Here is a 22,669-nt window from a genome sequence, read left to right on the forward strand (position 1 = left end):
GGGCCGAGGGCACAACTGTGTCCATGGGGCGATGAAAGGTGGTGCCCCCAATCTAGGAGCCCGGGTCGTTCGCGTATGCCCCCCGAACGGGCGGTCAGCCCGAGACGTCCTTGCGGCTGAACCACCAGGCCGCCCAGGTGCCGAGCACCACCGCCCAGACCAGGCCCGACAGAACGGAGTCGGCTACGGGGGCGAGATCCGTGGGCGCGGTCAGGAACTGGCTGAACGCGGTCGAATAGTGCGTCGGCAGGATGATCCGCAGATCCCCGAGGGTCGGAATGGAGTCCAGCAGCCGCGACAGGATCGACACCAGCACGACTCCCCCGGCAGCGGCCAGCGGACTGTTCGACACCACTGTGAGGAGGGTGCCGAGGCCCGCTGCCCAGAGGAGTCCGGCGGCGCCGGTCGCGGTGGCGAGACCGAGGCGCCCGATCGAGTCGCCGAGCGCGAGTCGGGGCCCGCCCGGCACCTGGATTCCGCCCGGCCCGAACGAGACGAGGCCGACGACGAGCGCGACGACGGTCAGCGCGAGGAGACCCGCGAGCAGGAGCGCCGACGCGACCCCCACCTTCACCGCGAGCAGCCGCAGCCGCGGAACCGGGATGGTGAGCAGGTACTTCAGGGTGGAGCGGGAGGCCTCCCCTGCGATCATGTCGCCGTACAGCAGCGCCGCGATCAGGGTGATGAGAAACCCCTGGGTCAACTGCAGCACGAAGGCCGCGAAGGTGCCGCCGCTCGCCTGGGCGAGCGCGACGAGGGTGGTGGTCTGGGAGCTGCTGCCGCTGCTGGAGGTCGGCGCTCCCCCGATGAGCAGCGCCAGTCTGACGATCACCGGTATCAGCACGAGGATGAGCAGCACGATGCGCACCCGCCACTGGCTGAGCTGGCGGGCAAGCTCGACCCGGAACGGCATGGTGCCCGTGCGGCCGGGCAGCTGGGCGGCGCTCATGCCGACGGCTCCGTCGAACCGATGAGCGAGAAGAAGGCCTCTTCGAGGTGACGACCGCGCTGCAGGTCGGTGACGCCGACCCCGGCGGCGACGAGCGCGGCGACGACCTCTTCGACGGGGTGCGGGCCGGGCACCACGCGGATGGCGGCCGGTGGATGCTCGTCAGCGCGATCGACGCCGAGAGCACGGAGGGCGGTGAGGGCGGCATCCACCGCGGTGACGCCGATGACGAGCTCGCTGGCGTCTCCGGCGATCTCGCCCACGGGCCCGGTCGCGACGACCCGCCCGTGCGACATCACGACCACGTGGGAGCAGGTGAGTTCGACCTCACCGAGCAGGTGCGAGGACACGATCACCGTTCGGCCGCCTTCCGCATAGCGCCGCAGAACCCCGCGGAGGGCGGTGATTTGCGGCGGATCCAGCCCATTGGTCGGCTCGTCGAGAATGAGGAGGTCGGGCATCCCGAGCATGGCCTGCGCGATCGCGAGGCGCTGGCGCATGCCCTGGCTGTAGCTGCGCACCGGCTTGGCGAGGGCGCCGCCGAGGTCGGCAACGGCGAGGGCCGCGTCGAACTGCGCCTCGGCCCGTGGCCGGCCGGTCGCGGCCCAGTACAGTTCGAGGTTGCGCCGACCCGACAGGTGCGGCAGAAAACCGGGGCCCTCGATGAAACAGCCGACCCGCGCGAGCACCGGGGAACCGGGGCCGATCTCTGCGCCGAACGACGTCGCTGTGCCGGCATCGGGGCGGATGAGGCCGGCGACCATGCGGAGGGTCGTCGTCTTGCCGGCTCCGTTCTCGCCGAGGAGTCCCAGCACCTGGCCGCGCTCGACGGTGAACGACACGTCGTCGACGGCGAGGAAGCCGGAACGGAAACGCTTGGTCAGGCCGTGGATGCTGAGCGGAGGCTGTTCGATGAGGGCTGGCTCCGCAGCGGGCGAGGTGCCACCCGCGCCTCTCCGACCTCGAACGAGTGCCCCGATGACCAGCGCCAGTGCCGCCAGCAGGGTCGCGGCGATCCCGACCAGTACGCCGGTCGCGGGCTGGCCCTCGCTCTGGTCGACGGCTGCGGCCGTGACGGTCGGCAGGCTGATCGGCCCGTCGAGGGACACCACATAGGCGGCCGGGCTCGCCTGGCCCTGGAACTGCGAGTCGGTGCTGCGGAGGGTGAGCGTGAGCTGGTCGCCCGGCGTGAAGCTCCACGTTGTGGCCGGCAGGTTCACCGTCACGTCGGCACCGCCCTCCGGGAGCGCCACCCGGATCGGCGCGACACCGCCGGGGAGCACGCGCACCGCGTCCCCGGTGCCCACGGAGAGCTGTGCGAACAGCAGCGCCTCCCCCGAGCCCGAGCCGGAGCCGGACGCCGAGCCCGACGTCTCCTCGCCCGCCGAGGTCGCACCGGGCGCCGGCGTGACCCGCACCCGCACACTGGCGGCCCCCGCCAGCACCAGCGGATCGGTGAACGGCGCGGAGACGAACCGCGCCTGCTCCGCCGGGGAGTTGGCGGCGCCGAGCAGGCCGACCGCCGTGCGGCCCGCCACGCTGCTGGTGTCAAGACCCGGGAGTCCTGTCACAGAGGCCGGCTGGCCTCCGGGCGGGTTCACGATGGTCTTCTCGGCACCATCCAGGGCAACCTGCTGCGCTTGACCCGACCCTTCGAGCCCCGGGTAGGCGGCCGACGTGACGGTTGTGCCGAACGCGGTCGCATTCGGCGGAACAGCGTAGCTGAACGTCGGGGCGACGGGCTCTGCGGCTTTCAGATGGTCGGTGAGCCATGACCGGATGACCGTGTCGGTGCCGCCGATGCCGCCGCCGTCGTGGCCACCGTTGAACCACTGCACCTGCGCCGGTGCGCCGGCCGCCGCCAGCTGCCGGGCGTTCGCATCGGACTGGTCGAGCCCGAAGAGGTTGTCCTGTAAGCCCTGCAACAGGAGGGTCGGTGCATGCATCCCCGACAGGACGGTCGCCGGCGAGGATCGCTCCAGCAGCGCCAGGTCGGCGGCACTCGGCTGCCCGCCGGTGACGAGGTTCTCGTACAGCGTGCAGAAGGCGGGGGTGAACCGCCCGCACGGGTCGGTGGTGGTGATGCCCGCACCGAAGAGCCGTGTGGCCCAGCCCGACTTGAAGACCCGGAGAGCGGATCCGGCGCCTCGCCCAGCCGACAGCGGAACGAGTGCTTGGGCGAGGTCGTTCCAGGTGATGGCCGCGACGACGGTGTCGATCCGCGGGTCGGTCGCCCCGAGCATCAGCGCCAGTGCTCCCCCGTACGAGCCGCCGACGGCTCCGACCACAGGATCGTCGCCCACCTTCTCGACCGCCGGTTCACCGGCCAGCACGTCGACGAGGGAGCGGGCATCCGGAACCTCGCCGTCGAGGGAGTCCAGCCCGATCGACCCGCCCGACTGGCCGAAACCACGGGCGGTGTAGGCGAGAACGACGAAGCCCGCGTCCTGCAGTTCTTTCGCCTCGGGTGCGAGGTCGGTCTTGGTCTGCCCGAATCCGTGCGCGAGCAGCACCGCCGGCGCGGGTGTCACGGCGGGCGTGTACAGGTCGGTGTCGATCTGGATGTTCGTACTGCTGCCCGGCGCCTCGGGCACGGGCACGAAGAACGAGTGCACCGACGGACTGGCAGTGGTCGTCGTGACGGCAGCGGTGGCTCTTGCAGCAGCAGGGGCAGCAGTGGCAGGGGCAGCACCCGACAGCAGAGGGGCCAGGACCAGCGCGGCGACGACCACGAGGGCCGAGTGCGCCCGGCGGCGACCCGCACGAGCACCCGGCGGCCGATCCCTACGCATCATCCGTGACCTCATCCGTTCTGCCCTCATGCTAACTCCGGCCTCTGACAGCAGCTGACCGAAACTGACAGCGACAGCGACAGGCACTGACAGCGACAGTCGCTGACAGCGACACGCACTGACAGCGACACGCACTGACAGCGACTGACAGACACTGACAGCGGCGCGGCAGAGACCGGGCCGCACACTCGTTCCAGACGCGCAGCACGACGCGCCTGGCGCAGAGGAGATCAGGAATGACAGCAGCAATCGAGGCCCGCGGCCTCGTCAAACGTTTCGGCAAGACGAAAGCCCTCGATGGGATCGACCTGACCGTCGAGGAGGGCCGCGTTCTCGGAGTGCTTGGCCCGAACGGTGCCGGCAAGACGACGGCGGTGCGCATCCTGGCGACGCTGCTGAAGCCGGACGGCGGCACCGCCACCGTCTCGGGCCTCGACGTCGTGCACCAGGCCACGGCCGTGCGACGGAAGATCGGCCTGACCGGCCAGTTCGCCAGCGTGGACGAAGACCTCACGGGTATGCAGAACCTCGTGATGGTCGGCCAGCTGCTCGACCTGACGACCCGGCAGGCGAAGATCCGGGCATCCGAACTCCTCGCAGAGTTCGACCTGACCGATGCCGCCGGGCGCCTCGCGAAGACCTACTCGGGCGGCATGCGGCGCCGGCTCGACCTGTCGGCGTCCCTCATCGGGCGGCCCGCCGTCGTCTTCCTCGACGAACCGACGACGGGGCTGGATCCGGCGAAGCGCGACGACGTCTGGGACATGATCCGCGCGCTCGTGAAACAGGGCACGACCATCCTGCTGACGACACAGTACCTCGAGGAGGCCGACGCGCTCGCGAACGAGATCACCGTCATCGACCACGGCTCGATCATCGCGCACGACACCCCCCAGGGCCTGAAGCGCCAGGTCGGCGGCCAGACGCTGGAGGTGCGGCCGACGGATGTCGCCTCCCTCCCCCGGGTGCGGGAACTGATGATCCGTTTCGGCACCCGCGAGCCCGAACAACCGGCACCGGATCTGCTGTCGGTGCCGGTGACCGACGAGTCGGCGCTGACGCAGGTGGTCGCGGCCCTCTCGGCCGAGAACATCTCCGTGTCGGAGCTGTCGCTCCGCCTGCCGAGCCTCGATGAGGTCTTCTACTCGCTCACCGGACAGAACAGAACCGCAGCCGACGCCACGACCACGAAAGGAGCGGCCGCCTGATGCTCCGCGACTCCCTCATTCTCGCCAGACGTTCCGTCGTCAAGATGACGCGGAACCCCGAACAGTTCATCGACGTCACCCTCCAGCCGATCATCCTCACCGTCGTGTTCGTCTTCATCTTCGGTGGAGCGATCGCCGGCTCCACGGGTGCCTACGTCGAATTCGCCCTGCCCGGCATCATCGTGCAGACCATCATGTTCACCTCTCTCACCATCGGCGTGAACCTCAACACCGACATCCAGAAGGGCATCTTCGACCGCTTCCGCTCCCTGCCGATCGCCCGCTCCGCTCCCCTCTTCGGCGCGGTGCTCGGCGACATCGTGCGCCACTCGATCGCCATCACCGTCACCCTCGTGTTCGGGGCCATCATCGGTTTCCAGTTCCAGACGCCCTGGTGGCACGTGGCGATCGCGATCCTGCTGATCATCACGTTCGCCGTGAGCCTGTGTTGGGTCTCTGTGCTGATCGGGATGCTCGCCCGGAGCGCGGGCGCTGTGCAGGGTCTGTCGTTCCTGATCGTCTTCCCGCTGACCTTCGGCTCGTCGACGTTCGTACCGGCCTCCACCCTGCCGACCTGGCTGCAGGGCTGGGTCGCGATCAACCCCGTGACACATGTGATCGAGTCGATGCGGGGCCTGCTCACCGGCTCGACCAGTGTGGCCGGCGACACGACGACGGGCCAGATCCTCTGGGTGATCGCTTCCTGCGTCGTGCTCGTCGGAGTGTTCTTCCCGCCCGCGACGTGGGCGTACCGCAGAAAGATCTAGGCGGGCCCCAGCAGGCTTCCCAGCAAATCGACCGCGTTCGGGCGTTCGGGCACTCCGGTGCGCGGGCGCCCGATTCCGGCGTGCTCCGCCGCCTCCCCGATCGCGATCAGGTCGGGGTGCGTCGCGTCGAAGGCGCCGATCACAGAGGTTGCGAAATCCGCCGCCCGCACGGCTGTCGCCACGTCGCCCCGGGCCAGGGCGAGCATGCCGGCACCGATGGCGACGCTGCCGATGATGGGCTGGTCCCGGCTGGAGAGCGAGCTCTCCGCAGCCGAGCGGAGATGCCGCTCGGCTGCCTCGAAATCTCCGAGCTCCCGCGCCAGCGCCGCCTTGGCCGTCTCGAGAATGGCGGAGATCTGCCGGGGCAGCCGAGAGTGTGCGACCAGTTCGTCGATCTTCGTGACCCGGATGCCCGCCGACGAGGCGTCACGGAGCGACACATCGAGCACCAGGGCGTTCAGCTGCGCCTGCAGAATGGCCCGGGGGTCCCCGCCCGCGTCGGTCTCGGCGACACTCCGGTCCACCCGCGCACGGGCCTCGTCGACACGACCGAGCCGCCAGAGCAACTGGATGCTCAGCCCCTGCTCGCGCGCGAAGTCGGTAGCCGAGGCGATGGTCCGCATCGTCGCGGCGGAGGAGTCTGCGAGTTCGAGCGCCTCCGCGAGCCGGCCCTTCAGCGTCAGCCATTCGGCGCGCATCCGTTCGGCCAGGGCGCTCCCCCAGCGGTCACCGACCTCCGCGAGCAGGCGCAGGGCGGTCTCCGATTCGACACCGAGCTCGTCGACAGCACCCCGGTTCTGGGCGGCCCCGGCACGCATGACGTGCAGCATCGCGGTCGGCCAGGTGTCGAGACCGAGATCCTCGCCCCGTGGCAGCCGAACGGCGGCGATCCAATCGGGGTCTTCGGCCACTTCCGCGAACGCCAGGAGGCTCGGCCCGATCAACTGCATCAGTTCGTGGCTGCCGGCCCCCAGTTCGACAGCCCGCAGGGGCTCGAGCAGTTCGTGCAGGCGACCGATCATCCGGGCCGTGTCGAAGTCGTCGTTCTCGTTGCCGGTGAAGTTCTGCAGCAAGGGAGACATGAGCGAGAGGATCCTGGCCTCGTCCCCCTCCACCGTCGCGGCCGCCTCCGACGCCGTGCGGAGCCACGTCGCGGCCTCTTCGTTCCGGTCGCGCAGCACCCAGTACCAGAGGCTCACAATCGTCAGGCGCACCAGAACGTCGGGCAGAGGCAGGGCGACGGCGTGGCGGAGGGCGCTGGCCAGGTTGTCCTCCTCGTCGTCGAACCACGAGACGGCCTCCAGGATGCCAGGGCCCCGGAGCATCCGGTCGAACTCCCCGGCGCGGTGCATCATGTAGTGGGCCTGGGCGGAACGCGCTCCGGCCACGCTCCCGTCGGCCATCGCCCGTTCGATGCCGTATTCGCGGATGGTCTCGAGCTCCCGGTAGCGTCCGCGCGAGCGCTGCAGGAGCGAACGGTCAACCAGCGAATCGAAGGCCGAGACATCCGGGAGCCCGAGGGCGGCGGCGAGGGATCGGGCCTCGCCGACACCCACCCCCGCCGGGTACACCGACAACCCGAGCAGCGCCCGCCGCTCGTCGTCGCCGAGCAGGCTCCAGCTCCAATCGATCATCGCCTTGAGGGTCTGGTGGCGCGGGATGCCCGTGCGGTAGCCGCCCGTGAGCAGGGTGAACCGGTCGTCGAGCCCGGTCAGGATCTCGCCCGGCTCCATTGTGCGGAGCTTTGCGGCGGCCAGCTCGATCGCCAGCGGAAGCCCATCCAGGCGCGAGCAGATCCTCGCGGCGAGAACCACTTCGTCGCCCTCGAGCATCCGCCCCCGGGCGGAGAGCGCGCGTTGGCCGAACAGTTGCACGGCGGCGAAGGAGGCGAGATCAGCGGTGGTCGACGATCCGATCTCCCCGTCGGCCGGGTGCGACAGGGAGCCGAGCGCCACGAAGGCCTCCCCCGGGACTCCGAGCGGTTCCCGGCTGGTGGCGAGGATGCGAAGGCGCGGGAGGGCCGACAGCAGATCCTGCGACAGCGCCGCCGCCGTGTCGATCACGTGCTCGCAGTTGTCGAGCACCAGCAGCACGTCCCGCCCGGACAGGGACTCCAGGATGCGCGTGCGACTCGATTCGCCGGTCGTCTCGGCCGTGCGGAGCTCCCGGCCGGTGGCGGTCAGAACGGCAGCGGTCACCTCGCTCGGACCGACCGGGGCGAGTTCGACGAGCAGGGCGTTCTCGCGGCGAGTGGCGGTCTCGAGGGCGAGTCGGGTCTTGCCGGCGCCACCGGTTCCGATGATGGTCACCAGGCGGTTGCCCTGCAGCTGTTCGGCGATCATGGCGAGTTCGCGCTCGCGTCCGACCAGGCTCGTGAGTTGGGCGGGCAGGGCGGCATCCCGGCGCTCCGGGGTGCGCGCGCCTCCGCTCCGGCGGGTTCCACGCAGCTCGACGGCCCGGCTGTGGTCGCGGGCGAGGTCGCGTACGAACCAGTCGAAGTTCGGCGACGGGATCCACGGCTCGCCCGACCAGAGGGCGAGGGCGCGGAGGGCGAGGGTGGCTGGTTCTTCGTGCGTGCCCGCGGCGGTGCCCGCAGCCGAGCCGGTGCCCGTGCCCGTGCCTGCCGACTGTGCTGCGGCCGACGCCTCGTCGACCAGGTCGGTGAAGGCCAGCGCGTCGACGTCGTGGCGCAGAACGCTCAGTCGGTACCCGCCCGCGGTCGACTCGATCGCCCCGTCCGGAAGCTGCGCGCGAAGCCTCGACACGATGGACTGCAGGGCCGCCTTCGAGTTCTCGGGAGTATCGAGCCCCCACACGTCTTCAGCGATGGCCCGGTAGCTGACGGAGACTCCGGCATCCACGGCCAGCCGGAAGAGCACCGCGAGCTGCATGGTTCCGGACACCGTGACGGCCCGACCCTCATGGTCGACCCGCAGGCCACCCAGCAGCACGATTCTCACCTCGCAACTCTAATGCGGGTGCGCCGTGGTGACGTTCAGCCTGAGGTTCACCGTTGCGACCGGAGCGTCGATACGTGATGATTTCTCAATGACGTCCGTGATCAAACACTCCCTCCGCGCCGTGGCGGGTTCCTTCGGGAGTTACCACCCGGCGGGGTGGCACCCGAAGCTGAGCCTCACCCTGCTCGGGCCGTCCTCCCCCGGCCGCGAACTGGTGTGGACCGTCGCCCGGCCAGACGGTTCGCCCTGGTTCGAGCACCGCGTGCCCGCTCCGGTTCTGGATGATCGAGAGCACACCACCGTTGAGCTGGAGCGCTGGCAGGAGGGCGGCGACCTCGACGAGGCGGGCACGGTGGAGTTCACCCTGCGGCTCGTCTCGGTGTTCGACGGGGCCGACGAACTGTTGCACGACGGGCGGCTGACCGTGCTGGCGCTGCCCGGGGAGCACCGCTACGCGGTCGACAACGCCCGGGCGCCGGGTCTCGGGCTCGTCGCCCTCGACACGGCCGACGAACCCGACGCGCCACGGCTCGGTGTGCGGATGTTCGTGGCCGGCGACGTCGAGGTGTGGCGGCTCGAGGCGCACTGCCTCCTCGACGGGGTGCGTCTGGGCACAGGATCCGTCGAGACGGCCGACACCGCCACGGCAAATGACGGCCAGATCATGGGCCAGACGATCGCGATCACCTTCGACGGCGTGCGGGGCTGGAACAACCTCTCGGCGTCAGGCTGGGGCGGCGACTGGCACCTGCTTGACCAGCACGACGGCCGGTACCGGGTGATGCTCGTGTCGGGCTCCGCCGGGTCGCGCTCCGCAGTGGCCGGTGAGATCGGCTTCGAGGTGAGGAATGGCCGGATCGTGGCCCCCGGCCGGGTCGAACCCGACGTCGGCTTCGGCGTGGCGATCGTCGTCGGAGAAGGAGCCAGCGCCGGAGACGGCGCCGGAGACAGCGCCGGCGAGTGTTACGGCGACGCCGCTGTCGAGTGTTACGGCGACGCCGTGACCGCCTCGGCGACGGCGAGCATCGACGACGCCTACGCGTGCCGTGTCGAGCCGGGGCGACGTGCTGCCGGAGTCGGCGCGGAGGGTGCCAGCGCGGAGGGTGCCAGCGCGCAGGGCGCGATGGTGCTCGACGACGAGACCGAGGCGCGGCTCGGGGCCTTTGTCGACCGAGCCGAGCGGCTGCTGCAGACCTGGGAGGTGGAGCTCGCCGCTCCCCCGCCCTACGACTTCGGCCAGATGCTCGCGGCTGAGGCGGTCGGGCGCGAGCGGGCAGGCTGCGACGAGCTGGCGGCGGCGGTCTCCGGGGTCGACGATTCGCACCGGGTGCTGCTGGCCGGTGAAACGATCGAGCTGGGTGATCTCCGTAAGCGCATCGCCGCTCTCTTCCCCGCGGCCGAGGCGCGTATCTCTTCGTCCACGGAGGCGGAGGCCGACGAACTCGCCCCCTTCCGGGCGCTCCTCGCCGGCGGCAAGCTCGCTGTGTTCGACGACCACCCCGCGGACTCCTTCGTCTACACCACGACGGACCGCCACATCATCGAGACTCCCGAAGAACTCGCCGCGGCCGAGTACTGGTTCTTCGAGGGCCCGCTCGACGTTCCGAGCAGCGCTCGGGTGGAGGGCATCGAGATCACCGGCAGCATCCAGGGCTGGCGGGTGCTCGGCTGGCACTTCGACACCTCCGGCGCCGTGCTCGACGAGTTCGAGACGCAGGGGCTCGGGCCGGGCGCCCCGAAGTCGGCCTTCCGGCCGCCTGCCTGACGGCTCGGGCAACGGAGGGTCAGAGGGCGCGGGCGGTGTTGTTCCTCGGCGTGTGAGTCAGCTCGACGAGCCCGAGCTTCTCGAGCAGCGGCGGGAGATACATGCCGAACCGCCCCCGGTAGCCCTTGCGGAGGCCGTACCAGCCGCCCACCGGGTTGGTGTCCGACCGGCCCCATGCCTCGATACTGCCCGCGGCGGCGTCCTTCGATTCGTCGGCCGCGCCGAGTGGTACCCAGTCGCCCTGCTCGAGAAGCCATGCGTGCAGGTCCGTGATGGCCCTGGCCCGGTACGTCAACTGGGTGGATCCGTCCTGGCAGATGAGCTCATTGCCCTCGATGTGCATCGTGTAGCTGGAGGAGCCGGGCGCCGTCGTCAGCTGCCACGGTTCGCCGGATGTGCCTTCGGTCATCGTTGAACCCTTCCCCTGCTGACTCTAGCCACCCCCCGGCGCGCGTGCCGCCCTCCTTTCCGGCGCCTCCTCCCGCCCGCCCCTGCCTACCCGCCGTCCCACCCGCACCCGCCTCGCGGCCAGGGCGGCGAACGCCACGGCTGCAGACTCATCGAACCGGAGGATGTGGCCGGCGAATTCCTCCTCCAAAAGGTGAGCCAGCGGATGCAGAGTTCTGCGAAGGAATGCTGGTCGACCCAGGAGATCACCGCCGGTTCGGCGTCTCTTCTCATCAATTCCGAGACCACATTGGTGCCGAGGATGATCATTCCTCAAATACTCCCTGACGCGTCTCGTCGGGGAGGCGCGGGGCGATGAATTCGTCTCCTGTGCCAGCGTGGGCGAACGCGGCATGGATCCGCGAGCCGAGACCGATCTGGGACGTCTGCCGGGCTACGGCCGAGGCGGAGGGGGCCGGGCGACGCAGCCCGAAACCTGCGGTCGGCGCCCGGCTCTACGATGGGAGGGCACCAGATTCTCTCGACCCGAAGGACGTTCCCTGTGATCCGCACCCACGAAGCCGGCACCCTGCGCGCCGAACATGCCGGCCAGACCGTAGCCCTCGCCGGCTGGGTGGCCAGGCGCCGGGATCACGGCGGTGTCGCCTTCCTCGACCTGCGTGACGCTTCCGGCATCGTGCAGGTCGTCGTGCGCGATGAGGTCCTGGAGGCATCCGGCGCGCACGATCTCCGCGATGAGTACTGCATCCGCATCGACGGCCAGGTGCAGGTCCGCCCCTCGGGCAACACCAATCCGGAGCTGCCGACAGGTGAGGTCGAGGTCTCTGTGGCCGGCATCGAGATCCTCAACACCTCGGCCCCGCTGCCCTTCCCGATCGACGACCGGGTGAGCGTCGGCGAGGAGACCCGTCTGAAGTACCGGTACCTCGACCTCCGCCGCCCCGCGCCAGCAGCGGCCCTCCGCCTGCGTTCCGACGTCAACCGCGTTGCCCGCACCGTGCTCGGCGACCGCGGCTTCGTCGAGATCGAGACGCCGACTCTCACCCGCTCGACGCCGGAGGGCGCGCGTGACTTCCTGGTGCCGGCCAGGCTCCGACCGGGCAGCTGGTACGCCCTGCCACAGAGCCCCCAGTTGTTCAAACAGCTGTTGATGGTGGCCGGTATGGAGAAGTACTTCCAGATCGCACGCTGCTACCGCGACGAGGACTTCCGGGCCGACCGGCAGCCGGAGTTCACCCAGCTCGACCTCGAGATGAGCTTCGTCGACCAGGACGACGTGATCGAACTGGCCGAGGAGCTCGCACACCGTATCTGGGCACTGGTCGGGCACGAGACATCCGCACCCTTCCCTCGGATCACCTATCGCGAGGCGATGGACCGATACGGTTCCGACAAGCCGGATCTCCGCTTCGACACACCGCTCACCGAGCTCACCGACTACTTCGAAGGCACCGCCTTCCGCGTGTTCCAGGCCCCCTACGTGGGCGCCGTCGTCATGCCGGGTGGCGCCGCCCAGTCGCGCCGCACGCTCGATGACTGGCAGGAGTTCGCCAAGCAGCGCGGCCACAAGGGGCTCGCCTATGTGCTGGTCGGCGAAGACGGGGAGCTCGGCGGCCCGGTCGTCAAGAACCTGTCGGAGACGGAGCGTTCGGGCCTGGCGGCCATGGTCGGCGCACAGCCCGGCGACTGCATCTTCTTCGCTGCCGGCACACGGAAGGCCGGCCAGAGCCTCCTCGGCGCGACCCGACTCGAGATCGGCCACCGCGCCGGGCTCATCGACGAGTCGGCCTGGTCGTTCCTCTGGGTGGTGGATGCTCCGCTCTTCGAGCCCGCGGGTGACGCTGTCGCGGCGGGCGACGTCGCGGTCGGCGCCGGCGCATGGACTGCCGTGCACCACGCCTTCACCTCACCGAAGCCGGAGTCGATCGACACCTTCGACACCGATCCGGGCGAGGCGCTCGCCTACGCCTACGACCTGGTCTGCAACGGCAACGAGATCGGCGGCGGCTCGATCCGCATCCACCGCCGCGACATCCAGGAGCGGGTCTTCGCCGTGATGGGCCTGAGCACGGAGGATGCGGAGGCGAAGTTCGGGTTCCTGCTCGACGCCTTCGAGTTCGGGGCTCCGCCGCACGGAGGGATGGCGTTCGGCTGGGACCGCATCTGCGCCCTGCTGTCGGGCGCGTCGTCGATCCGCGAGGTGATCGCGTTCCCGAAGTCGGGTGGTGGCGTCGATCCACTGACCGAGGCGCCCGCTCCGATCACGCTGCAGCAGCGCCGTGAGGCTGGGGTGGATTCGCCCGCTTCGGCAGCCGCGGTCTGATCGACGGGCCGGAGTGCTCCGGCGGCGGGTTCGGAGTCAGGATCCCGTGAGGATGAGGCCCGTCACTTCGACTCGGCCGTTTTGATCTCGGGCACGACCCAGGATTCGGGCAGCCCGGAGAGCACGTCGAGTGCCTGGCGGAGCCGCGTGCTGGAGGTGTGCATTGTGTACGGGAAGTACACGACTTCGACTCCGACCAGGGCGAACTCCCTTTCCAGACGCCCCCCCTTGTCGGTGCCGCGCCAGTCGTCTCCCTTGAAGAAGATGTCGAAGCCGACATCCCGCCACGTGTCGAGCTTGTTGCTCCGCACCTCGGCGCGCGCCTCGTCGACGTAGTCGATGTGGTTCACGATCTCCAAGCGCTCGGCCAGCGGAACGACCGGCCTGATGCCCTTGTTGAGCTCGAGCATCTCGTCGGAGACGACGCCGGCGATCAGATAGTCGCAACGGTCCTTGGCATGCTTGAGGAGGTTGAGGTGGCCTACGTGGAACAAGTCGTAGGCGCCGGCTGCATAGCCGATTCGTCGGGTCATTGAGTGACTACTTCGGGTTAGTCGACAACGCGCCAAAGGGGCGAAGCTCGAGGCGATTCCGCCGTGCCGCCCTAGGAAAGCGTCACGCCGCAACTGATCCTTCCGAGCCTAGGCCCACGAAAGGGGGCGTGCGAAGCCCCCGTTCGTGGGCATTCTCAGAAGCGGCCCACCCTCTTTGTTCCCGCAGACGTACCGACGGCAGAGGCGACGTCCGTCGGCAGAGCGACGGCTCCGGCACCGGCTGCGGCGATGTCAGCCGACATCTGCGACAGCGATTTGCTCGACGTCGTCTCCGAATTCTTGAAGGCCGAACTCTTCGCCAGCATGCTGGCTGCCGTGTCGTAGCGCTTGATCGTCGAATTGTCGCTCCCACCCCACGCCAGCAGCGTCGACTGCGCCATCGTCGTGCGGTGGTTGAAGAGGTTGCCCGCCACCGTGATCGCCATCGAGTCCGCGGGGATGTGGGTGACTCCGTCGAGCGCCCAGATCTGGAAGAACCCGCCGGCCCCGAAGACATTGTTCGCGATGGTGATGTTCTTCGTGATCCAGGGCACTGTCGGGTCGGGGATCGCCTGGCGGGGGTCGTGCCCGGCGAACGACGCGGTGGCCTGTCGCCGCTGGTCCTGGTAGATCCGGATGCCGAATTTCGAATTGTTGCCGATGGTGTTGTTGTAGATCTTCACGTTGCTCGCATCGAAGAGCTGCATGCCGAACTGCTGGTTCGAGACGTCGTTGTTCGCGATGATCGCGTTGCTCGAGATCTCCATCTGGATGCCCGTGTACTGGTTGCCCGACGAGACGTTGTTCGTCACCGTGGCGTTGTAACAGGATTCATCGAGCCAGATGCCGGAACCGAAGTTGTCGCTGGTGTTGTTACCGGTGATCGTGATGCCCCGGGTGCGGGTGATCTTGATTCCACCGGAGACGGGGGCCGGTTTGAACTGCTCGGAGTTGTTGCCTGTGACCGACGAGTTCTTGATGACCAGACCGTACGAGGCGTTCGCACCGATACCGAGCAGACCGCTCCGGGTGACGGTGACGTGATCGAGAACGACGTTGTTGTTCTCGACGTTGATGCCGATCATCGCGCTGTCCTCGACGATCAGCTGGCGCGCGGAGATGTTGATGTTGGCCAGCCGCAGCGCGCTCCGGTTGGCGTAGTCCGTGGCGTACCGGCGAACACCGAATCCCTGCAGCACGCTCCCGGGGGCCATGACGTAGATCGCCTGCCCGAGCGTGCTCCCGGTCACCTTGTGGCCGGAGGGACTGCTGCCGATGGTCAGCGTTCTGGCCGATCTGTCGACGGAGAACGTACCGGCGGTGACCTGGGACGCCGAGCCGACCTGCCTCATCGCGACGCCGTCGTAGAAGACCTGGTCGGGGCGGGCCGCCATCGGGTGGGCCGGATCCACGAACCCGGGGTTGTCTGCCACGCCGTTCATCACACTCGTCGGGGCGAAGGTCCAGTTCGACACCGTCCAGGTCGTGCCCGAGGCGGCGAATCCCGACAGTGCCGACGACCCGTCGAACCACACGACGTCTTGCAGGTAGGGCTGGATGGTGAGGGGTTTGTTCGTCGGGATGACCACCGCCTCGTGGTAGACCCCCGCCCGGAGCACGATCGTCCCCCCGCTCTTCGCCCGGCCGATGGCGGCAGCCACGGTCTTCAGCGGCGCGGAACTCGTTCCGGCGTTCGAATCCTGGCCGGAGGAGACCGAGACGAACAGGGCACCCGAGGGCACGGGGTAGCTCAGGGAACCGAGGGGTGCGGCGCCCGCGGCGGATGTCGCCGCCTGTGCGCTGACGGGGGAACCGGCCAGCAGCCCCACGGTCAGGAGAAGGGCGGAGAGAAGCGAGAAGAGGAAGAGGACGCGCGGCCGACGGCCGGGATCCGGGGCGACGAGACGGAGGGGCTCGAGACGGTGGGGCTGAGGCATATGGCACTCCCAGGAGGTTCGAGTGTCGACAGAGGGGGGCTCGGCTGAGCCAGAACCCTATCACCCGTTCGGGGTACACCTGCTTTGGGGGCGGCCCGGTTGCGCTATTACCGCCGCTTGCGGTTTAGGGTGTTCGCATGCCGTTGCGTCTCGAGAGTGCCCTGCGCGCTGAAGGTGCAACCGGGCATCCGGTGCCTCCAGCGGCGTCTTCGCGCGACCCCAGGCGTTGGGTGAGGTTCCTCGCGATCGGCGCTCTGGTGCTGATCGGGGCCCGTATCTCCCTGCCTCAGGGCATCGAAGTCGGTCACGTCGCCGCGCTCGTGCTCCTGCCGGTCTGGTTGCCCGTGGTGCGCCGCTACCGGTGGGGGTGGGCTCTGTTCGGCACCGGTGTGCTGGCCGCTCTGTCGGGGATCTGGCTGACCTTCTTCAACGCCGGCGACCACAGCACAGACGGATCGCTGTTGACCAGCACGACCGTGCTCCTCGTCGGAGCCCTGCTCGCCATCGGCGTGGTGCTCTGGGCCAGGCGCGTGCTCCCCGAATCGAGCGTCACGCTCTGGTTCGGCGTCGGGCTCCTGCTGGCCGTCAACCCGGGCAGCCCGCTGTATCCCTCGAATCCCTGGAAGTTCGGATTCGCCGTGCCCGTGGCGATCATCGCCCTGTCTCTGGCCCACAAGTCGGGGAGGCGCTGGCTGCAGCTGCTCGTTCTCGGAGCCCTGACGGTGGCGTCGGGCCTGAACGATTCGCGGTCTGCCTTCGCGATCCTGCTGCTCGCCGCGATCATCGTCGCCTTCCAAGTCATTCCGAAGGGCAAGAACAGGTCGCTCTCGGCGGTGCGGATGGTGCTCGGGCTCGGCGGACTCACAGCGGTGGTCTACAACCTCGGGCAGGCGCTGATCCTCGACGGCTACCTGGGTGCATCCACCCAGGCACGAACCCTGCAACAGGTCGAGACGTCGGGGTCGCTGATCCTCGGCGGTCGCCCGGAGCTGGCAGCCACCTGGGCGCTGTTCCGGCACCAGTGGTGGGGGTTCGGTTCGGGCACCGTGCCGAGTGTCACCGACATCACCGCGGCCAAGACCGGCATGGCCGCCATCAACTATGCGCCCGACAACGGCTATGTCGAGGTGTACCTCTTCGGCGGGCACTACGAACTGCACTCCATCGCGGGTGACTTCTTCGCGCACTTCGGCCTGCCCGGGCTGCTGTTCCTCGTGGTGGTCGTGATCGTCGCCGTGTGGGGCATTGCCATCAGGATCGCGGACCGCACCGCCACGGGTGTGATCGTGTTCGCGACGGCCACGAGCCTGTGGGGTGTGGGATTCAGCCCGTTCTACAGCGCGGAGCCCTTGTTCGTGCTGATGCTCGGGATGCTCGCCATCCCCCTCACAGCCCGCCCCACGGGGGACGCCCGGCGAACTGCCCTCCGCCGGGCGGTGTCCGTTGCCCCGCCCCGGGCGCCGGTGCCGGTCGCCATCCCCGATACCCGTCCCCCGAGAGGCTCCCGTGCCCGCTGACTCATCCCCCACACCCGGCACGTCGGCCTCACCGGAACCGACGAGGCAGAAGCCGAGCCGGTCGCTGGTCATCGGGATCGTGATCGCCATCGTCGTGGCTGTCGTGATCGTCATCGCCGTGGTGGTGGCGAGCCTCGGTTCGTCCGCGTCGTCGTCGGGCAGCGCGCCCGACGCCAACTCCCAGGGCGTGGATGCGGGCGGCACACCGCTGCCCGTGGACGGCGCAGGTGCTCCCTCAGTGGCGGGCCCCACCACCGACCCCCAAGACCCGGCGCAACCCGTCGAACAGGCTCCCGTTCCCCTCGACTCCCCCGCTGCAGTCGCCGACGGACTCACGGTGAGCATCTCGGAGATCACCTCGGTCGACGGCGTGGCGAACGGTGTGGGCGAGATCGGCGGACCGTCGCTGAAGTTCACGGTGACGGCCACGAACTCGGGCACGGCTGCTGTGTCGCTCCAGACCGCCGTCGTCGACCTGACGTACGGCGCGAACCAGACACCCTCGAACGAGCTGGTGAGCGCGAGCGTCCCGCTCCCCGCCGAGGTTGGCGCGGGCCAGGCGGTCACCGGCAGCTACGTCTTCGTCGTACCCGCCGAGGAGCGCGACGCGGTACGGATCACCCTCGGCTACCGGGCCGGAAGCCCCGTCGCGGTGTTCGAGGGCGCTGCCCCGAGATAGTCCCGTTCTGGGGGGAGATTAAAGGTTCCCGCCTGCCCTACATTCGAATCATCCGCGAAACCGAATTTTCGCGCACTATCGAATGAGGCACTCCTATGCCGTTGGCGCCCCTGCGCCGGTCGATGGTCGTCCTAGCGACCGTCGTTGCCGTTGCACTGACTTCCCTGACCGCCGCGCAGTCCGCGCAGGCGGACACTGCCCCCACCGACCCGACAGCGGCGACTTCGCCGCCCACGGTGTCGGCGGATGCTCTACCCACCCCCCAGATCAACGGGGTGGTGTGGTCGCAGACCATCATCGGCAACACCGTCTTCGTGGGGGGCAACTTCACCACGGCGCAGCCGGCCGGGGCTGCAGCGGGGGTGAACACCGTCTCCCGCACCTACCTGCTGTCGTACAACCTGACGACCGGCGTGCTGAACACCGGGTTCGCGCCCGTGCTGAATGGGCAGGTAAAGGCCGTCACCGGTTCGCCTGACGGCACACGCCTGTACGTCGGAGGTGCCTTCACCACCGTCAACGGAGTGAACCGCTACCGCGTGACGGCCCTGGATCCGTCGACTGGTGCTGTGGTCACGTCCTGGGCTCCCGGCACGAACTCCACCGTCAGCGCGATCGTGGCCACCCCGACCGCTGTCTACCTCGGTGGAACGTTCTCGAGCATCGGCAAGGATGTGCGCAACAAGGTCGGTGCCGTGACGGCCTCGAACGGCACCAACCTGGCGTGGGACCCGAATGCCGCCGGCGGCGACGTCACGGCTCTCACCATCTCCCCCGACCGCACGAAGGTCGTCGTCGGCGGCAGCTTCACCTCCCTCGGCGGATCCACGAACCCCGGTTACGGCCTCGCGTCCACAGACGCGGTCACGGGCCAGATCATCGGCGCGTTCACGGTGAACAACGTCATTCGGAACGGTGGTTCGCAGGCATCCATCACCAGTCTCACCTCCGACAGCGACAGCTTCTACGGTTCGGGCTACGTGTTCGGCCAGGGCGGAAACCTCGAGGGATCGTTCCGGGCCGACTGGGCCACGGGCAACATGGTCTGGATGGAGGACTGCCACGGTGACACCTACTCGGCAGCCTCCACGGGCACAGCGCTCTACATCGCCGGGCACCCGCATTACTGCGGAAACATCGCCGGGTTCCAGCAGACGCCGCAGCCGTGGGTCTTCCACCGCGCGCTCGCGTTCAGCAAGTCGGCCACGCAGACCATCACGAGCGACCCGCTCGGCTACTACAACTTCGCGGGCAACCCCGCGCCCACCCTGCTGAACTGGTACCCCGACTTCAACACCGGCACCTTCACCGGGCAGAGCCAGGGACCGTGGAGCGTCGCGGCGAACAGCCAGTACGTGGTCTACGGCGGCGAGTTCACCCAGGTGAACGGCAAGCGCCAGCAGGGCCTCACCCGGTTCGCGGTGCGTTCCATCGCCCCGAACACCCAGGGACCGCTGAACTCCGGTTCCGCGTTCAAGCCCTCTGTCGTCTCCCTCGCCGCAGGCACCGCACGCGTCAGTTTCACAGCGAACGCCGACCGTGACAATGAGAACCTGACCTACGCGGTCTACCGCAACGGCAACCTGAACACTCCGGTCTACACGACGACGGCGGCATCCTCGGTCTGGAAGATGCCGAACCTCGGCTTCGTCGACACCGGTCTGACACCGGGCGCCTCCTACAGCTACCGCGTGAGGGCGACGGATCCGCTCGGCAACACCGTGATCGGCGACAGCGTGAGCGTCACTGTGACGGCCGCGAGCCCGAGCCCCTACACCTCGGCGGTGCAGAACGACACTCCGGCGAGCTTCTGGAGGCTCGGCGAGGCCAGTGGTACGAGTGTCTACGACTGGGTCGGATTCAACGACCAGGTCGCCGGCCCGGGCGTGACCCGCGGGGCAGCCGGCGCGATCGGAGGCGACTCGAACACGGCGTCGACCTTCTCAGGTGACGGCACCGGCTTCTCGTCGACCCAGACGCCCGTCGCTGGACCGCAGACGTTCTCGCTCGAGACGTGGTTCAAGACGACCACGACCGCAGGCGGCAAGATCGTCGGCTTCGGTAACTCAAGCACGGGAACGTCGTCGAGTTACGACCGCCACATCTACATGACCACCGACGGCAGGATCAACTTCGGCGTCTACAACGGCAACACCCAGGTGCTGCAGTCGGCCGGAGCGTTGAACGACGGCCAGTGGCACCAGGTGGTCGGCACGCTGAGCTCCACGGGGATGCAGCTGTTCGTAGACGGCGTTCGCGTCGGAACACGCAGCGACACCACGTCGGCGCAGCCGTACGACGGCTTCTGGCGGATCGGCGGCGACTCCTCCTGGAGCGGCTCGAACTTCTTCGCCGGCGACATCGACGATGTGGCGGTCTACAACCAGGTGCTGAACAAGCAGCAGGTCGACGCGCACTTCGTGGCCTCCGGTCGCACCTCGCGGCTTCCCCAGCCCCCGGCTGACAACTACGGCAACCGCGTCTACAACGACGCACCGAGTGTGTACTGGCGTCTGAACGACGCGAGTGGCACGGTTGCGGCCGATGCCAGCCAGGGTCTTGACCCCGGCGTGATCTCGGGCGGCGTGACGACCGGCGCGGCGGGAGCCCTTGCAGGCAACCCCGACAAGGCGTTCTCGTTCGACGGCCAGAGCGGAATGGTGGCCACCTCGGCGCGCATCGCCAACCCGCAGACCTACTCGATCGAGGCGTGGTTCAACACCACCACGACCGTGGGCGGCAAGATCATCGGCTTCGGCAGCAACCAGACAGGAACCTCCGGCAGCTACGACAGGCACGTCTACCTGCAGGACAACGGGCAGCTGGTGTTCGGCACCTACACGGGCCAGTTGAACACCATCACAACACCGGGTTCCTACAACGACGGCATCTGGCACCTGGTGACGGCCTCGCAGTCGAGCGACGGCCTGAAGCTCTACGTCGACGGCCAGCTGATCGGAACCAACCCGCAGACGCAGGCACAGCCCTACGACGGCTACTGGCGGATCGGTGGTGACAACACCTGGGGCTCCTCGAGTGCGTTCCTGAACGGCCGGATCGACGAGGCCGCGGTGTACGACAACGCGCTCAGCGCGGCGACGGTCGCCCAGCACTACTCGCTCGGCACCACCGGCGCCGTGAACCAGGCACCGACGGCATCGTTCAGCCAGGCGACGGCAGACCTTGCCGCCACCTTCGACGGGACCGGATCGGCCGATCCCGACGGAACGGTCGCCTCCTACGCCTGGGACTTCGGCGACAGCCAGAGTGCAACCGGTGCGACAACCTCGCACACCTACGCTGCGGCCGGCACCTACACGGTGTCCCTCACGGTCACCGACAACAAGGGTGCGACCGGTGTCTTCACCAACGCCGTGACGGTGACAGCCCCACGGGTGAACGTGGCCCCGACGGCGTCGTTCACCAGCTCGGTCACGAACCTCGCCCTCACGGTCGACGGAACGGGATCGGCTGACACCGACGGAACACTCACCTCGTACGCCTGGGCGTTCGGCGACGGATCCACGGCCACGGGTGCGAACCCGCCCGTGCACACCTACGCCGCCGCCGGAACGTACACGGTGAAGCTCACGGTGACCGACAACGACGGCGCGACCGGGGTCTCGCAGACCACGGTGACCGCTGTCGCTGCCCCGCCGCCGAACGTTCCGCCGACCGCCTCGTTCGCCGCAACGCCGACGGACCTGAGTGTTGCCTTCGACGCCTCCGGCTCGGCAGACAGTGACGGCACCATTGCATCGTATGCGTGGAGCTTCGGAGACGGCCAGACCGCAACCGGCCCGACCCCGACGCACGTGTACGCCTCGGCGGGCACGTACTCGGTGAAGCTCACGGTCACCGACAACAAGGGCGCGACGGGCGTCTCCACCGGTTCCGTGATGGTCACGGCTCCGCCGCCCGCCAACGTTCCGCCGGTCGCCGCGATCGACTCCACGGTCTCGAATCTCACCGCGAACTTCAGCGGTGCGGCATCCACCGACTCCGACGGCACCATCTCGTCGTACGCCTGGACCTTCGGAGACGGCCAGACCGGCTCGGGCAAGACGGTGTCGCACGGCTACGGCACGGCGGGCACCTACACTGCGACGCTGGTCGTGACCGACAACTCCGGTGCAACGTCGACCGCCACGCAGTCCGTGACGGTCACGAACCCGCCGGCGATGCCGTTCGCGCTCGACTCCTTCACCCGCACTGTGGCGAACGGGTTCGGAACGGCCGATGTGGGGGGCGCCTGGACCAAGTTCGGTACAGCATCCGACCTCGCCGTGAACAACGGCAGTGCGGTGTTCCGGCTCGGAGCGGCCGGCTCGCAGACAGGTGCCTACCTGAACAGCGTCTCGCAGGCCGACACCGACCTGAGAGTGCAGTTCAGTCTGGACAAGATCGCCACCGGCGGCGGTACCTACCTGTACGCCGTGGGTCGCAAGACCGCGACGAACAACGAGTACCGCGCGGCGATCCGCCTGAAGAACAATGGCACGGCTGCCGTCTCGCTGACAGCACTCCAGGGTTCCGCCACGGCGACCACGCTGGCCAGTGAGGTGGTCGTGCCCGGCAGCATCGTGGCCGGCACCAAGCTGAGCCTCCGCCTGCAGGTGACCGGTACGAGCCCGACCACCATCAAGGCGAAGGTCTGGCCGGCCGGCACGACCGAACCGACGGCCTGGACCGTACAGGCGACCGACAGCTTTGCCGGGCTCCAGGCTCCGGGTGGCATCGGCCTGCTGAGCTACGTCTCCGGCACGGCGACCAACGCACCGCAACAGGTCACCGTGCAGGAGCTGAGTGCCTTCAAACCGTGAGGCGCGCC

General features: G+C 68.8%; 13 protein-coding genes. 7 read left to right on the forward strand and 6 right to left on the reverse strand.

The genetic code is table 11. The features are described 5' to 3' along the window. Window positions 1-94: 94 nt before the first annotated feature. Window positions 95-949 carry an ABC transporter permease subunit gene (locus B7R21_RS09150; RefSeq protein WP_116282940.1) on the reverse strand — a complete coding sequence of 285 codons (855 nt, stop codon included), beginning with the start codon at window positions 947-949 and terminating at the stop codon, window positions 95-97. Further along, window positions 946-3,744 carry an alpha/beta fold hydrolase gene (locus B7R21_RS09155; protein WP_172592114.1) on the reverse strand — a complete coding sequence of 933 codons (2,799 nt, stop codon included), beginning with the start codon at window positions 3,742-3,744 and terminating at the stop codon, window positions 946-948. Before B7R21_RS09155 ends, B7R21_RS09150 begins: the two co-directional genes overlap by 4 nt. Before the next feature lie 233 nt (window positions 3,745-3,977). Between B7R21_RS09155 and B7R21_RS09160 the strand changes: the two genes are divergently transcribed. Continuing rightward, window positions 3,978-4,949, forward strand: coding sequence for an ATP-binding cassette domain-containing protein (locus B7R21_RS09160; RefSeq protein WP_116282942.1), 972 nt, complete (start codon window positions 3,978-3,980; stop codon window positions 4,947-4,949). After that, window positions 4,949-5,716 (forward strand): ABC transporter permease, encoded by a 768-nt coding sequence (locus tag B7R21_RS09165; protein ID WP_116282943.1) that lies wholly within the window; start codon window positions 4,949-4,951, stop codon window positions 5,714-5,716. Before B7R21_RS09160 ends, B7R21_RS09165 begins: the two co-directional genes overlap by 1 nt. Here the strand turns inward: B7R21_RS09165 and B7R21_RS09170 are convergent. Then, window positions 5,713-8,676: an AfsR/SARP family transcriptional regulator gene (locus tag B7R21_RS09170; RefSeq protein WP_116282944.1), complete on the reverse strand. Its 2,964-nt coding sequence runs from the start codon at window positions 8,674-8,676 to the stop codon at window positions 5,713-5,715. The two genes, B7R21_RS09165 and B7R21_RS09170, sit on opposite strands and share 4 nt — an antisense overlap. An 88-nt stretch (window positions 8,677-8,764) precedes the next feature. Here B7R21_RS09170 and B7R21_RS09175 point away from each other — a divergent pair, with 88 nt between their 5' ends. Beyond that, complete coding sequence (locus B7R21_RS09175; RefSeq protein ID WP_147305857.1) at window positions 8,765-10,441, forward strand: hypothetical protein; 1,677 nt, start codon at window positions 8,765-8,767, stop codon at window positions 10,439-10,441. A gap of 19 nt (window positions 10,442-10,460) precedes the next feature. Here the strand turns inward: B7R21_RS09175 and B7R21_RS09180 are convergent, their stop codons facing one another. Then, window positions 10,461-10,850 carry a DUF6855 family protein gene (locus B7R21_RS09180; protein ID WP_116282946.1) on the reverse strand — a complete coding sequence of 130 codons (390 nt, stop codon included), beginning with the start codon at window positions 10,848-10,850 and terminating at the stop codon, window positions 10,461-10,463. Window positions 10,851-11,390: 540 nt separating this feature from the next. Here B7R21_RS09180 and aspS point away from each other — a divergent pair. Next, the gene (gene aspS, locus B7R21_RS09185; RefSeq protein ID WP_116282947.1) at window positions 11,391-13,172 is read left to right on the forward strand and encodes an aspartate--tRNA ligase; all 1,782 of its coding nucleotides are present in this window, start codon (window positions 11,391-11,393) and stop codon (window positions 13,170-13,172) included. Between the two features lie 62 nt (window positions 13,173-13,234). Here the strand turns inward: aspS and B7R21_RS09190 are convergent, their stop codons facing one another. Both B7R21_RS09190 and B7R21_RS09195 read right to left on the reverse strand, forming a co-directional pair. Beyond that, window positions 13,235-13,705: an adenylyltransferase/cytidyltransferase family protein gene (locus tag B7R21_RS09190; protein ID WP_116282948.1), complete on the reverse strand. Its 471-nt coding sequence runs from the start codon at window positions 13,703-13,705 to the stop codon at window positions 13,235-13,237. Window positions 13,706-13,860: 155 nt separating this feature from the next. Then, the gene (locus B7R21_RS09195) at window positions 13,861-15,642 is read right to left on the reverse strand and encodes a right-handed parallel beta-helix repeat-containing protein (protein WP_116282949.1); all 1,782 of its coding nucleotides are present in this window, start codon (window positions 15,640-15,642) and stop codon (window positions 13,861-13,863) included. 137 nt (window positions 15,643-15,779) lie between these two features. On the opposite strand from B7R21_RS09195, the gene B7R21_RS09200 reads away from it, so the two are divergent. The 3 genes from B7R21_RS09200 (at window position 15,780) to B7R21_RS09210 (ending at window position 22,661) form a co-directional block, all read left to right on the forward strand. Next, window positions 15,780-17,159 (forward strand): hypothetical protein, encoded by a 1,380-nt coding sequence (locus B7R21_RS09200; RefSeq protein WP_147305858.1) that lies wholly within the window; start codon window positions 15,780-15,782, stop codon window positions 17,157-17,159. Continuing rightward, window positions 17,149-17,838: a hypothetical protein gene (locus B7R21_RS09205; RefSeq protein WP_116282951.1), complete on the forward strand. Its 690-nt coding sequence runs from the start codon at window positions 17,149-17,151 to the stop codon at window positions 17,836-17,838. Before B7R21_RS09200 ends, B7R21_RS09205 begins: the two co-directional genes overlap by 11 nt. Before the next feature lie 95 nt (window positions 17,839-17,933). After that, window positions 17,934-22,661 (forward strand): LamG domain-containing protein, encoded by a 4,728-nt coding sequence (locus tag B7R21_RS09210; RefSeq protein ID WP_116282952.1) that lies wholly within the window; start codon window positions 17,934-17,936, stop codon window positions 22,659-22,661. Window positions 22,662-22,669: the final 8 nt, after the last annotated feature.

The sequence above is a fragment of the Subtercola boreus genome, from assembly GCF_003399625.1.
GTDB classification, from domain to species: Bacteria; Actinomycetota; Actinomycetes; order Actinomycetales; family Microbacteriaceae; genus Subtercola; species Subtercola boreus_C.

Excerpts from the sequence above, each read along its gene's own strand:
- B7R21_RS09150 (WP_116282940.1), bottom strand. The coding sequence starts at position 949 with ATGAGCGCCGCCCAGCTGCCCGGCCGCACGGGCACCATGCCGTTCCGG.
- B7R21_RS09155 (WP_172592114.1), bottom strand. The coding sequence starts at position 3,744 with ATGATGCGTAGGGATCGGCCGCCGGGTGCTCGTGCGGGTCGCCGCCGG.
- B7R21_RS09160 (WP_116282942.1), top strand. The coding sequence starts at position 3,978 with ATGACAGCAGCAATCGAGGCCCGCGGCCTCGTCAAACGTTTCGGCAAG.
- B7R21_RS09165 (WP_116282943.1), top strand. The coding sequence starts at position 4,949 with ATGCTCCGCGACTCCCTCATTCTCGCCAGACGTTCCGTCGTCAAGATG.
- B7R21_RS09175 (WP_147305857.1), top strand. The coding sequence starts at position 8,765 with ATGACGTCCGTGATCAAACACTCCCTCCGCGCCGTGGCGGGTTCCTTC.
- B7R21_RS09180 (WP_116282946.1), bottom strand. The coding sequence starts at position 10,850 with ATGACCGAAGGCACATCCGGCGAACCGTGGCAGCTGACGACGGCGCCC.
- B7R21_RS09190 (WP_116282948.1), bottom strand. The coding sequence starts at position 13,705 with ATGACCCGACGAATCGGCTATGCAGCCGGCGCCTACGACTTGTTCCAC.
- B7R21_RS09195 (WP_116282949.1), bottom strand. The coding sequence starts at position 15,642 with ATGCCTCAGCCCCACCGTCTCGAGCCCCTCCGTCTCGTCGCCCCGGAT.
- B7R21_RS09200 (WP_147305858.1), top strand. The coding sequence starts at position 15,780 with ATGCCGTTGCGTCTCGAGAGTGCCCTGCGCGCTGAAGGTGCAACCGGG.
- B7R21_RS09210 (WP_116282952.1), top strand. The coding sequence starts at position 17,934 with ATGCCGTTGGCGCCCCTGCGCCGGTCGATGGTCGTCCTAGCGACCGTC.